The 12,466-nt window shown below is 64.2% G+C and carries 15 protein-coding genes and 1 pseudogene; 11 read left to right on the forward strand and 5 right to left on the reverse strand.

Translation table 11 applies throughout. The features are described 5' to 3' along the window. Positions 1-106 precede the first annotated feature (106 nt). Positions 107-1,057 (forward strand): isoaspartyl peptidase/L-asparaginase family protein, encoded by a 951-nt coding sequence (locus BLR66_RS13200; RefSeq protein WP_255402564.1) that lies wholly within the window; start codon positions 107-109, stop codon positions 1,055-1,057. A 242-nt stretch (positions 1,058-1,299) separates the two neighbouring features. Next, the gene (locus tag BLR66_RS13205) at positions 1,300-2,673 is read left to right on the forward strand and encodes a S8 family serine peptidase (protein WP_093287396.1); all 1,374 of its coding nucleotides are present in this window, start codon (positions 1,300-1,302) and stop codon (positions 2,671-2,673) included. A 102-nt stretch (positions 2,674-2,775) separates the two neighbouring features. Here BLR66_RS13205 and BLR66_RS13210 read toward each other — a convergent pair whose 3' ends face one another. Both BLR66_RS13210 and BLR66_RS13215 read right to left on the reverse strand, forming a co-directional pair. Continuing rightward, the gene (locus BLR66_RS13210; RefSeq protein ID WP_093287401.1) at positions 2,776-3,237 is read right to left on the reverse strand and encodes a VOC family protein; all 462 of its coding nucleotides are present in this window, start codon (positions 3,235-3,237) and stop codon (positions 2,776-2,778) included. 74 nt (positions 3,238-3,311) lie between these two features. Continuing rightward, entirely contained in the window at positions 3,312-4,004 is a 693-nt protein-coding gene (locus BLR66_RS13215) for an SGNH/GDSL hydrolase family protein (protein WP_255402595.1), read from the reverse strand. 155 nt (positions 4,005-4,159) lie between these two features. Here BLR66_RS13215 and BLR66_RS13220 point away from each other — a divergent pair, with 155 nt between their 5' ends. From BLR66_RS13220 to BLR66_RS13260, 9 genes are all read left to right on the forward strand, one after another. After that, positions 4,160-4,546: a diacylglycerol kinase gene (locus tag BLR66_RS13220; RefSeq protein WP_093287411.1), complete on the forward strand. Its 387-nt coding sequence runs from the start codon at positions 4,160-4,162 to the stop codon at positions 4,544-4,546. 14 nt (positions 4,547-4,560) lie between these two features. Next, complete coding sequence (locus BLR66_RS13225; protein ID WP_093287416.1) at positions 4,561-5,304, forward strand: TerC family protein; 744 nt, start codon at positions 4,561-4,563, stop codon at positions 5,302-5,304. A gap of 233 nt (positions 5,305-5,537) precedes the next feature. Then, complete coding sequence (locus tag BLR66_RS13230; protein ID WP_093287421.1) at positions 5,538-6,176, forward strand: LemA family protein; 639 nt, start codon at positions 5,538-5,540, stop codon at positions 6,174-6,176. Between the two features lie 23 nt (positions 6,177-6,199). Next, on the forward strand, positions 6,200-7,093 hold the full coding sequence (locus BLR66_RS13235; RefSeq protein ID WP_176943868.1) for a TPM domain-containing protein: 894 nt from the start codon (positions 6,200-6,202) through the stop codon (positions 7,091-7,093). Next, positions 7,093-7,584, forward strand: a complete 492-nt coding sequence (locus tag BLR66_RS13240) for a TPM domain-containing protein (RefSeq protein WP_093287426.1) — start codon at positions 7,093-7,095, stop codon at positions 7,582-7,584. Before BLR66_RS13235 ends, BLR66_RS13240 begins: the two co-directional genes overlap by 1 nt. A gap of 157 nt (positions 7,585-7,741) precedes the next feature. Continuing rightward, entirely contained in the window at positions 7,742-8,644 is a 903-nt protein-coding gene (gene lgt / locus BLR66_RS13245; protein ID WP_093287431.1) for a prolipoprotein diacylglyceryl transferase, read from the forward strand. Continuing rightward, positions 8,641-9,435, forward strand: coding sequence for a thymidylate synthase (locus BLR66_RS13250; RefSeq protein ID WP_093287435.1), 795 nt, complete (start codon positions 8,641-8,643; stop codon positions 9,433-9,435). The genes lgt and BLR66_RS13250 overlap by 4 nt, the downstream gene beginning before the upstream one ends. Further along, positions 9,387-10,004, forward strand: coding sequence for a YqhG/Tai3 family protein (locus BLR66_RS13255; protein ID WP_093287438.1), 618 nt, complete (start codon positions 9,387-9,389; stop codon positions 10,002-10,004). The genes BLR66_RS13250 and BLR66_RS13255 overlap by 49 nt, the downstream gene beginning before the upstream one ends. Beyond that, positions 10,001-10,504 carry a dihydrofolate reductase gene (locus tag BLR66_RS13260; protein ID WP_093287441.1) on the forward strand — a complete coding sequence of 168 codons (504 nt, stop codon included), beginning with the start codon at positions 10,001-10,003 and terminating at the stop codon, positions 10,502-10,504. Before BLR66_RS13255 ends, BLR66_RS13260 begins: the two co-directional genes overlap by 4 nt. 75 nt (positions 10,505-10,579) lie before the next feature. Here BLR66_RS13260 and BLR66_RS13265 read toward each other — a convergent pair whose 3' ends face one another. The 3 genes and pseudogenes from BLR66_RS13265 to apaG all read right to left on the reverse strand — a co-directional run bounded on the left by BLR66_RS13265 (position 10,580) and on the right by apaG (position 12,448). After that, complete coding sequence (locus BLR66_RS13265) at positions 10,580-11,227, reverse strand: DUF1287 domain-containing protein (RefSeq protein WP_093287445.1); 648 nt, start codon at positions 11,225-11,227, stop codon at positions 10,580-10,582. A gap of 8 nt (positions 11,228-11,235) precedes the next feature. Next, a pseudogene (locus BLR66_RS13270) lies at positions 11,236-12,057 on the reverse strand (symmetrical bis(5'-nucleosyl)-tetraphosphatase); the annotation flags it as partial. A 10-nt stretch (positions 12,058-12,067) separates the two neighbouring features. Beyond that, complete coding sequence (apaG, locus tag BLR66_RS13275) at positions 12,068-12,448, reverse strand: Co2+/Mg2+ efflux protein ApaG (protein WP_093287451.1); 381 nt, start codon at positions 12,446-12,448, stop codon at positions 12,068-12,070. Positions 12,449-12,466 lie beyond the last annotated feature (18 nt).

Raw genomic sequence — 12,466 nt, forward strand, 5'->3', positions numbered from 1 at the left:
CTCACTCTCTACTCGGGGCCAAGCACAACAGGTCGCAGCTTACGCAGCTCCTACAACGCGTTCGGCATCAGTTATCCTTCGCATCGACTCCCTGCCGATGCGCTCGATGAACAACCCGCCCCGCCCTTTCGCACTCGCCATCCACGGCGGCGCTGGCGTGATCGAGCGCGACCAGCTTTCCGCCGTCGAAGAAGCATCGATCCGCGCCGACCTGGATGCCGCGCTCGAAGCCGGGCGAAGCATCCTCGCCAACGGCGGCAGCGCGCTCGATGCGGTCGAAGCGGCCGTCGTCGCCCTGGAAGAATCGCCGCGTTTCAACGCCGGCAAGGGCTCGGTATACAACGCCGATGGAAAACATGAGCTGGATGCGTCGATCATGGAAGGACAAACGCGCCGCGCCGGCGCGGTGGCGGGCGTGGAAACCATCCGCAATCCGGTGCGGCTCGCCCGCGCGGTGATGGAACAGTCGCCGCACGTGATGATGATCGGCGCCGGAGCCGAGCGCTTCGCCGACGCCCAGCCGCAGATCGAACGCGTGGCCAACCACTGGTTCGACACCGACACGCGCCGTGCGCAGCTCGACCAGGAACAGACGCGCGAACGCACCGAGGCGGGCGACGAGAGCCTGCGCGGGAAGTACTTCGGCACCGTGGGCGCTGTGGCGCTGGATTCGCAAGGAAATCTTGCCGCCGCTACATCCACCGGCGGCATGACCAACAAACGCTATGGACGCGTCGGCGATTCGCCGCTGATCGGCGCCGGCACCTGGGCCGACGAACGTTGTGCGGTGTCCGGGACAGGCTGGGGCGAATTCTTCATCCGCAATGCCGTCGCGCACGACATCGCCGCGCGCATGGCGTACGGCGGCGCCACTCTGGCGGCGGCGGCCGAAGCGGTGATCCTGCAGCGCGTGCCGGAACTGGGCGGCGACGGCGGCGCCATCGCGGTGGATCGCGACGGCAACATCGCCATGCCGTTCAGTACGGCGGGCATGTATCGCGGCTGGATCGCAACGGACGGCTCGCGCGGCACGGCGATATTTCTTCAGGGCGACTAACACACAGACATGGCGTCACGCTGAGTGTCGCGAAGCGCCGTCGTCCCATCCATGCCGCCCATTTAGCGTGCGGGTGCAGTGGAAACGGTTACCTCTTAATGTGAGACGCGCGTTCAGAGAAATATTTTCCACAGCCGGGCACAAATTCCGTCGCAGCGCCATTGCATGAGCACCATGGATGACTTAGGTTGCCGGTAGGCCGTCCATTCCGGGCGGTCGAAATTCAACACGGAGCGTCACTCATGAAGGGTAAGCATCGTTTCGGTTTGCTGGCGGGCTCGGTATTGATCGCACTGGGGACTTCTTTCACGGTCCAGGCAGGTGGACGCCCTGATCTGGTGTTGCAGTCGCTGGGCAATGGTCGCGCGCATGCAAGCGGCGAATTGCTCGTCAAATATCGCGACGGTGCCAGCGCGACCGATCGGCAAGCGTTGAACCAGGGATTGGGAGCGCAGAAGCTGGAAACCGTGCGCGCCGGCAACTCGAAGAAGGGCGAGCTAGCGCTGCTCAGGCTTCCCCCCGGCCTGGATATCGCCGCGGCCGTCAGCGCGATCAGCGACGATCCTGCAGTGGAATACGCAGAGCCGAACTGGACTTACCAGCATCAGGCGACCTCCAACGACACTTACTACACCAACGGTTCGCTGTGGGGCATGTACGGCGACGGTTCCTCGCCGGCCAACCAATACGGTTCCCAGGCGGCGGAGAGCTGGGCCGGCGGCCACACTTCGTGCGGCAACGTGATCGTGGGCGTGATCGACGAAGGCATCTACTACCAGCATGAAGACCTCGCCGCCAATATCTGGACCAATCCCTACGATCCGGCCGATGGCATCGACAACGACGGCAACGGCTACATCGACGACGTGCGCGGCTGGGACTTCGACGGCAACAGCAACAACATCAATTCGGGCGGCGCCAACGACGACCATGGCACCCATGTATCGGGCACCATCGCCGGCGTCGGCGGCAACGCCAAGGGCGTCGCGGGCGTTTGCTGGAGCGGCGTCAAGCTGATCAGCGGAAAATTCCTGGGCCGCCGCGGAGGCACCACCGCCAATGCGATCAAGGCCATCGATTATTTCAATGACCTCAAGACCAGGCACGGCCTGAACATCGTCGCCACCAACAATTCGTGGGGCGGCGGTGGATTCTCGCAGGCGTTGCAGGACGCCATCGGCCGCGCCAATACCGCCAACATCCTGTTCGTGGCCGCAGCTGGCAACGATGCCTACGACAACGACGCCACCGCCAGCTATCCCTCCAATTATCCCAATGCGAACGTCATCGCCGTAGCGTCGATCACCAATACCGGCGCTTTGTCGAGCTTCTCGCAATGGGGCAAGACCACGGTGGATCTGGGTGCGCCGGGTTCGGCAATCTGGTCGACCGTTCCCAAGAGCTCGAAGGGTTCGCTGATCTCCAGCTACGCGAGCTATAGCGGCACTTCCATGGCGACGCCACACGTCACCGGCGCTGTCGCCCTGTACGCCTCGACGCGTCCGGGCGCGACCGCTGCCGATATCAAGGCCGCCATTCTTGCCAATACGGTGCCGACGGCTTCCCTGCAGAACAAGACAGTGACCGGCGGCCGTCTCAATACGACCGGCTTCTGATTCGCGGTTGCATGCTCTTTGCCAGAAGGCCCGGCCAAAGCCGGGCCTTCTGCATTTATCGGCACCCGGCCGGCGTTTCGACGGAAGCTTGCGCAATGGCTCCTATTGCTGCTTGCTCCAATTTTCCATGCGCCGCTGCATTTCTTCCGGCGGCACCTCTTCCTTATGCGTGGCCAACGACCACTTGTGGCCGAACGGATCGATCGCCGTGCCGATGCGGTCGCCCCAGAATTCGTCCTTCAGTGGACGGTCCGCTTTCGCTCCCGCTTTTACGGCTTTGTCGTAAGCCGAATCGGCATCGGGGACATAGATCATAAAGCTGGTGGTCGCGCCGCCGCGCTTGTGCGGTCCCAGCGCGTCCATCTCGGGAAATTCATCGGCCAGCATCAGGTGGGTGTCGCCGATCATGATCTCGGCATGGCCGATCTTGTCGCCCATGGGCAGGCGAAAGAGCTCTTCGGCACCGAACGCGTCGCGATAGAAATCCAGCGCCTTGGCGGCATCGTCCACCATCAGGTAAGCGGTGACAGTGTGGTAGCCGTCGGGAATGTAGTTCACGGTCATGTCCTGGCTCCTTATGCGGTGCGAGAGCCGGGAATCTATGCCTGATCGGGTTACGGATTCGTTACCGGCGGACTTCAATGGCCGGTCAGATAAGGGGCGACCTTCTGCCGCCACAGTTCGTAGCCGGCGCGATTCATATGCAGCCGGTCTTCGACGAAGAGTTCTCCGCGCGGCTGGCCGTTCGCATCGAGCATGGAAGTGAAAACGTCGATGTAATCGACGTGCAACCGTGCCGCCTCGGTCTTGATGAGAGCGTTGGCCTGCCGTTGCGCCTCCAGCAACCCTGCGCGCAAGGGGCTGGGTTTGTTGGAGATGTAGGCGATGCGCACCTTGGGCAGATCGCGGCGCACGCGCTCGACGAAAGTGCGGAAATCGGCCACCACCTGCTGTGGCGTACGGCCCATCTGAAGATCGTTTTCGCCCGCGTAGAGCACGATCTGCCTGGGCGCATACGGAATCACGATGCGGTCGGCATAGAAAGTGCTGTCGCGCAGTTCGGATCCCCCGAAACCGCGATTGATCACCGGTACGCCGGGAAAATCGGCCGCCAGCGTCTCCCACAACCGGATCGACGAACTGCCGACGAAGACCACGCCATGCCGCGGCGGCGGGGATGCCGCATCCTGGGCCGCGAAGCGCTGCATGTCCTGTTCCCAGTCGGCCTTGGAGACCTGCTCGGGAATGCGCGGCGGGCCCTGGGGGGCGGGTGGAGCGCTGGCGCAGGCGGTCAGCAGGGTCAGCAGGCTGGCGAGAACAAGATGACGCAGTAGCAGCATCAGAGACGGGTCCTATGGTTTTAGCTAGTGAAACAGCCCGCGCCGGCCGGCGCAAATCGGGTGGCGGCAGCCACCTTGTGGCAAAATCGACGCCTCACCCGCGAATTCCTCCCAGCCCATGCCCATTTCCGCTGAGCTTTTTCAACATGGCCGATGAAAAAGGGCATCTGCCACGCGGGCCCGGCAGGATACTGAAGGCGACGGTCTGGTCCTTCCAAGGCCTGCAGGCCGCCTGGCTGCACGAATCCTCGTTCCGCCTGGAATGCTACCTGCTGGCCGTACTGGCGCCGCTGGCGCTGTGGCTGGGACAAAGCGGCATCGAACGCGCCGTGCTGATCGGCAGCTGCCTGCTGGTGCTGTCGGCCGAATTGCTCAATTCGGCGGTGGAGGCGGTGATCGAACGCTACGGTCCCGAGTTCCACGAACTGGCCGGGCGCGCCAAGGACATGGGCTCGGCTGCCGTGTTCGTGCTGATGATGAACGTATTGCTGTGCTGGGGCCTGATTCTGGGCCCGCGACTTTTTTCGCTTTGAAGGATTGATTGACGATGAGTTTCGAATTTCTCGCCGACCCCAACGTCTGGCTCACCCTGGTCACCCTGAGTGCGCTGGAAATCGTGCTGGGCATCGACAACCTGGTGTTCATTTCCATCGCCGTGGGCAAGTTGCCGGAGCACCAGCGCGACGTGGCCCGCAAGTTCGGCATCGCGGTGGCCTGCATCACGCGCATCGCGCTGCTGATATCGCTGGCGTTCCTGGCGCGCATGCAGCACGACCTGTTCAGCGTATTCGGCATGGGCATCTCGGTGCGCGATCTGGTATTGATCCTGGGCGGCATCTTCCTGCTGGTGAAAGGCAGCATGGAAATCCGCGAGCTGATCACCGGCGGCCACGACGAGGATCCCAATACCACCAGGGCTTCGGGCGTGTTCGCCATGGTGATCCTGCAGATCGCCATCATCGATATCGTTTTCTCGCTGGATTCGGTGATCACCGCGGTGGGCATGGCGCAGCACATCCCGGTGATGGTGGCCGCGATCCTGCTGGCGGTGGCGGTGATGCTGCTGGCGGCCAATCCGCTGGGCCGTTTCATCGACGCCAACCCGACCATCAAGATGCTGGCGCTGGCCTTCATCGTGCTGATCGGCGTGGTGCTGATCCTCGACGGTCTTGAAGTGCATGTGCCCAAACCGTACATCTACTTCGCCATGGGCTTCTCGGTCATGGTCGAATGGCTGAACCTGCTGATGCGCCGCCGCGGCGCGCAGCACCAGCATCCCATCGTGCCGTAACCGGTATTCGTAGAGCCGAGCTTGCTCGGCTACCTTTACGCGCAACTGCTCGTAGGTCGGGGCTACGTCCCCGACGTACTTGATGGACGACAGCGCCCGTCGGCCACCTAGGACCGACCTACGGTATTCATGGCAGCCGAGCAAGCTCGGCTCTACAAGGAGGCGTCCCGGCAGTTGCGCCGGGGCCGGCGCGGTGCTGCAATGGCCCCAATCCAACCGGAAGGACTTCCGCCATGCGCCTGCTTTCGCGTTCGTTCCTGATACTCGGTCTGGTCGCGCTGCTGTCGGGCTGCGGCTACAACGCCATCCAGCAGAAGGACGAGGCGGTCAAGGCCGGCTGGTCCGAGGTGCTGAACCAGTACAAGCGCCGCGCCGACCTGATTCCGAACCTGGTCAAGACTGTGCAGGGTTATGCGCAGCACGAGGCCAAGGTGCTGACCGATGTGACCAATGCGCGCGCGAAGGTAGGCCAGATCCAGGTCAATGCCGACGATGCCGCTTCGCTGCAGCAGTTCCAGGCCGCGCAGGGCGAGCTGTCCAGCGCGCTGTCGCGCCTGCTGGTGGTCACCGAGAACTATCCCAACCTGAAATCCGACCAGTCCTTCCGCGATCTGCAGGCGCAGCTGGAAGGCACCGAGAACCGCATCACCGTGGCGCGCGGCCGCTATATCGAAACCGTGCAGGGCTACAACACCTTCGTGCGCTCGTTCCCGCAGAACCTCACCGCCAAGTTGTTCGGCTACAAGGAGAAGCCCAACTTCACGGTGGAGAACGAGGCGCAGATTTCCGAAGCGCCCGCGGTGGATTTCGGCAACACGCCGCCCCCGCCGGCTCCGCCCGCACCGCCGCCTGCGCCTGCGCCCGGCAATTGACCGGTGGCGGATAGCTGATCGACATGCTGCGACGCGCGCTCGCGCTCGCCTTGCTGCTGTTCGCCTGCGTGTCCGCGAGGGCGCAGCAGATGGCGGCGATTCCTGCGCTGACTTCGCCGGTGGTGGACGCCACCGGCACGCTTAGTGCGGAACAGAAGCAGCAGCTCGAACAACAGGCGTTGGCCCTGCAGCAGCGCAAGGGCAGCCAGCTGCAGGTGCTGATGATCCCCAGCACGCAACCGGAAACCATCGAGCAATACACCCAGCGCGTGTTCGACCAATGGAAGCTGGGCCGCGAAGCGGTGGACGATGCGGTGATCCTGGTCGTGGCCAAGGACGACCGCCGTGTGCGCATCCAGACCGGTTATGGGCTGGAGGGCGCCATTCCCGATGCCATCGCCAATCGCGTCATCCAGGAATACCTGGCGCCCAAGTTCCGCGCCGGCGACTACGGCGGCGGCATCGCCGATGCCACCGCGCAGCTGGTCAAGCTGATCGACGGCGAGCCCTTGCCGGCGCCGGTCAGCGACAACCGCGGAAGAGGAAACGATGGCGGCGGCGATTGGCTGTTCGCCCTGTTCGCGGCCTTCATCGCGGCCACCCTGGTGCGCGGGGTGTTCGGCAAGGCGCCCAAGGGCCTCCGTAGCCTGTTCACCGGCGGTGCGGCCGGCGGAGTCGCCTGGCTGCTGTCTTCGATCATTCCATTAGCCGGCCTGGCCGGGTTCTTCGGGCTGATTTATGGGCTGATGTCGGTTTCGGCGGGGCGCTACGCCCGCCACGGCGGCTGGGGTGGGTTCGGCGGCGGCGGCTGGGGTGGGGGTGGTTTCGGCGGCGGCGGCGGTTTCGGCGGTGGGGGTGGCGGCTGGTCGGGCGGTGGCGGCATGTCCGGCGGCGGCGGTGCCTCGGGGAGCTGGTGATGCGACTTCTCCGCCACGTCTTCGCGCGCTCGGCGCACCATTTGTTTCCCGAGGACAGCCTGCACCGGATCGCCGATGCGATTGCCGCGGGCGAACTGCGGCACCGCGGCGAAATCCTGTTTGCGGTCGAATCGGAACTTTCTCCCGGCATGGTGCTGCGCGGCGTACAGGCGCGCGCCCGCGCCGAGGCCGCCTTCGCGCGCTTGCGCGCCTGGGATACCGAAGCCAACAACGGCGTGCTGATCTATCTGCTGCTGGCCGATCACCGCATCGAGATCGTGGCCGACCGCGGCCTGAATGGCCTGGTCAGCGCCGAACAATGGCGCGGCGTCTGCCTGCTGATGGAGGAACGCATGCAGGCCGGCGAGCCGGAGCAGGCGGTGGTCCGGGGTATCGAGGCGGTATCGGACCTGCTGGCCGAGCATTTCCCCCAGATCGACGGCACGCCCGACCACGACGAACTGCCCAACCTGCCGCTGATCCTGGATTAACGGTTTGTCGTCTTTGTAGGAGCGGGCCCTGCCCGCGACGCTCTTGCTTGGCAGGCATCACGCGCAGAGCGTCGCGGGCAGGGCCCGCTCCTACAAGTCGGGCGCTGGCTGCGGTACTCGGGCAAAATAGGGTCTTGCCCAACCCTTCGCAGGCCACATGACCTACCTCCACCAGATCGACCCGATCGCGCTTTCTCTCGGCCCGCTCAAGATCCACTGGTACGGCCTGATGTATCTGCTGGCCTTCGCCAGCGCCTGGTGGCTGGGACGCCAGCGCATCCGCGCCGGCCGTCTGCCGGGCGTGGACATGAACGGACTATCGGATCTGGCCTTCTACGGCATGCTGGGCGTGGTGCTGGGCGGACGTATCGGTTACATCCTGTTCTATTCGTTCGGTCCATTCCTCGACAACCCCTTGATGATCTTCAAGGTGTGGGAAGGCGGCATGAGTTTCCACGGCGGCCTGTTGGGCGTGATGGCTGCGGCGCTTTGGTGGACACGCAAGCAGAAGATGCATTTTTTCGACACCATGGATTTCGTGGCGCCACTGGTGCCGGCCGGGCTGGGTTTCGGGCGCATCGGCAATTTCATCGGCGCCGAGCTGTGGGGCAAGTACACGCAAGCCGGCTGGGGAGTGATTTTCCCCAGCACCGATCCCAATGTGCTCAAGCTCGGATTGAACGCTGCGCAGCTGCAGGCCCAGTACGCCGCCGGCGCCCTGGATAAATTCGCACGCCATCCCTCGCAGCTCTATCAGGCGTTCCTGGAGGGCCTAGTGATGTTCTGCGTGCTGTGGTGGTATTCGCGCAAGCCGCGTCCGCGCTATGCGGTTTCGGGAATGTTCGCGCTGCTCTACGGTGTGTTCCGTTTCCTGGTGGAATTCGTGCGGGTGCCGGACGAGGGCATCGGTTATCTTGCTTTCGGTTGGCTGACCATGGGCCAGTTGCTGAGCCTGCCGCTGATCGTGCTGGGCCTGTTCCTGTTCTGGCTGTCGCGCCGTTCGCCGGTTCTGCAGCCGGTCGTTCCCACCGAGGCGCATGAAGGGCAGAAGCAAGCATGAAGCAATACCTGGACCTGCTGCGGCATGTGCTCGATCAGGGCACGGAAAAATCGGACCGCACCGGCACCGGCACCCGCAGCGTGTTCGGTTGGCAGATGCGCTTCGATCTCAACCAAGGTTTTCCGCTGGTCACCACCAAGAAGCTGCATCTGCGCTCCATCGTGCACGAGCTGCTGTGGTTCCTGAAGGGCGAAACCAATATCGCCTACCTGAAGGAAAACAAGGTCGGCATCTGGGACGAGTGGGCCGATGAGAACGGCGAACTGGGCCCGGTCTACGGCAAGCAATGGCGCCGCTGGGCCATCGCCGAAGGCGGCGAGATCGACCAGATAAAATGGGTGGTGGAAGAGATCAAGCGAAATCCCGATTCGCGCCGCCTGATCGTCTCGGCCTGGAACGTGGCCGACCTGCCGAAGATGGCGTTGATGCCGTGCCATACCCTTTTCCAGTTCTACGTGGTGGAAGGCAAACTCAGCTGCCAGCTGTACCAGCGCAGCGGCGATATCTTCCTGGGCGTGCCGTTCAATATCGCCAGCTATGCGCTGCTCACGCACATGGTGGCGCAGGCCTGCGGACTGGGCGTGGGCGATTTCGTGCACACGCTGGGCGATGCGCACCTGTATTCCAATCACTACGAGCAGGCGCGGGAGCAGCTGGCGCGCGAGCCGCAGCCTTTGCCTACTTTGCGCCTCAACAAAGAGATAACGGATCTTTTTGCGTTCGACTATAGGGATATTGAGATATGCGACTACAACCCGCTGCCGGCCATCAAAGCGCCCGTCGCAGTCTGATCGCGGCGCTGGCGCTGGTTGCGCTGGCCTCGCTCGGTTGCCAGCGGCATGCGGAAAAGAGCGCTTCCGTCGCCGCGCAGGATAGCGCGCCGCAAGCCGCGGACACTGCGTGCAGGAGTGGCGATGCGGCGCAAGCCGCGCGGGACTTCTATGCCAGGATCATGGCCGAGGCTTCCAGCGGTCTGCCCTCCAGCGAAAGCATGGTCAAGCTGGCGCCGTTGATGACTTCGTCGATGCGCGCTGCAGTGGAGAAGGCACGCGTCCGCCAGCAGGCGTTCATCGCCGCCCATCCGGATGAGAAACCCGAGTTCATCGAAGGCAGCCTGTTCACCAGCTTGTTCGAAGGTCCAAGTGCTCTGGAGTCGGCTTCCGCGGTCGCCAACGGCGACGGCGCGGTCGTCGAGGTGGGATTCGTGCATAGCGAAACCGGATCGGAGACTTTCCGTTGGAAGGACCAGGCGCTGCTGCGCTGCGAACAAGGGCGCTGGCGCCTGGATGACGTTCGCTACGGCGGCGATTGGGATTTCGCATCCAAAGGACAGCTCAAGCAGGCGCTGGAATCCGAATGACCCGGCCTGCGGTCGTATTGGTGGCGGCGCTGGATCGCAATCATGCGATCGGCAAGGGCAACGACCTGCCATGGCGGTTGCCCGACGACCTGAAGCGCTTCAAAGCGCTGACCTTGGGCAAGCCGGTGCTGATGGGCCGCAAGACCGCGCAATCGCTGGGGCGCGCGTTGCCGGGCAGAACCAACCTGGTGCTGACCCGGTCGGGGCAGACGCCTTTCGACGGCATGCGTGCGGTGGGGTCGATCGAAGAGGCGATGCAAGTTGCAGGCGATGAATCGGCGACTGAGTTGTGCGTCATCGGAGGTGGCGAGATATACGCTTTGACGCTGCCGTTCGCCGACCGGTTGGATCTGACCCATGTCGAAACGGTGGTGGAGGATGCGGATGCGTTCTTCCCGGCGTTCGATGCGTCGGAATGGAAGGCGGTGTCGCGCCAAGCGCATGCGGCGGACGAGCGCCACGCGTTCGCATTCGAGTTCGTGGACTACGTTCGCGAATAACGGAAGTAGGTCGGGGCTACGCCCCCGACGCTCGGAAGCTTGAGGCTGCACGTACGTCGGGGGCGTAGCCCCGACCTACAGATCGCTCAGGACCGGCCGGTAATGCCCGATCACCGGGTGCCGAAACAGAATGTCGTCTTCCTGCGTGCCGTTGCCGATGTTGTGGATGACCAGCGGCGTGCCGTCGGAGGCCTTGCGGTCGGAAACGATGCCGATATGCAGCAAGCCGCTGCCGCTCAGCTTCCACGCGGCGATATCGCCCGCTGCGTAGTCGGCGGCATTGGCAGTGATCGGGCGCGACCAGCCTTGGCGCTCGAACCAGCGCATCTGGTTGGGCACGCGGCGGTGGTCGATGCTGCGGTTGGGCGCCTGCAAACCCCACTGCTGCGGGTACTCGGCAAAGTGTGCGCGCATGTCTTCGTGGATCGACTGCTGCAGGTCCAAACCGCCAACACGCAATGCGCGCACGATGACATCGGTGCATACGCCGCGCTCGGCGGGCACGTCGCCGCCGGGGTAGGGCATTTCGACATAAGCCGGATCGTAGAGAAGCGTCACGCCTATTTGCCGGCGCGCTGCGGCTACCAGCGGCGGCGATGCAGCGGCCGCAGTGACGGAGCGTGTGATAGGTACGGGTTCGGCTTGCGATGGTTCCGGCGGCGAAGGACGGCAGGCGGCTAGCAACGCGAGCGACACCATCGCGCTGACACGAAGCAGGTTCATGCCGGCGGCGGCACGTCCCGCCCGGCCACCTGCACCAGCCGCAGCTCGTCGGTGTCCAGCTGCAAGGCGGTCAATTTGCCGCCCCACACCGCACCGGTATCGATGGCGTGCACGCCATGGCCGATCATCAGGCCCAGCGTGGACCAATGCCCGCACACGATCTTCAGATCGCGCTGGGCGCGGCCCGGCACTTCGTACCAGGGATACAGGCCTTGTGCCTGAGTGCCGGGGCCGCCTTTTTCCTCGATCGCCATGCGCCCGCGCGGCGTGCAATAGCGCATGCGGGTGAGCACGTTGATGATGGCGCGCGCGCGATCGTAGCCGCCCAGCTGCGGCGACCAGTTGGGCTTGTCGCCGTACATGTTGCGGAACAGCTTGCGGTAGCCGTCGCCGTGCAGTTGCTTTTCGACTTCGCGCGCGTGCTTCTCCGCCAGGGCTGTGGTCCATTTCGGCGCCAGCCCGGCGTGGATCATCATCCAACCCAGCTCGCGATCCACGTGGGCCAGTTCCTGCTTCCGCAACCAGGTCAGCAGTTCGTCGCGGTCGTCGGCCAGGACCACACGCTGCAGGTCGGCGTTGACCTTGCGTTGCTCGTCGGGCGTGCGTTCGCCTATGGCCAGTAGCGACAGGTCGTGGTTGCCCAGCACCACCACGCTGTTGGCGCGCAGCGAATGCACCAGGCGCAGGGTTTCCAGCGATTGGCCGCCGCGGTTGACCAGATCGCCGCAGAACCACAGTTTGTCCACGGCCGGATCGAAACGCAGACGCTCCAGCAGGCGCTGGGTAGCGTCGTAGCAGCCTTGCAGGTCGCCGATGGCCCAAACGCTCACGCGGGGTCCCTCAGTGCACCGTGCGCGGAACGGACAGGGTGAAGGCCGCTATGGGCGCGTCGAAGCGCGTGCCGTCGTCGGCGAGCATGTCGTAGCTTCCCTGCATGGTGCCCAGTGCGGTTTCCAGAACCGCGCCGGAGGTGTATTCGAAATCGTCGCCCGGACGCAGCCAGGGCTGTTCGCCGACCACGCCTTCGCCGCGCACTTCCTGCACCTTGCCGTTGGCGTCGGTAATGATCCAGTGGCGCCCCAGCAAGCGCGCCGGCACCTTGCCGTGGTTGCGGATATGGATGGTGTAGGAGAAAACGAAGCGCCCGTCCTCGGGTACGGATTGGTCGTCGAGGAAACGGGTGGCTACGTCGATGGCGATGGCGTAGTCGGAGGGGCTCATGCCCACAGTGTATGCAAA

It is taken from the genome of Pseudoxanthomonas sp. CF125 (assembly GCF_900104085.1).
Lineage (GTDB): Bacteria > Pseudomonadota > Gammaproteobacteria > Xanthomonadales > Xanthomonadaceae > Pseudoxanthomonas_A.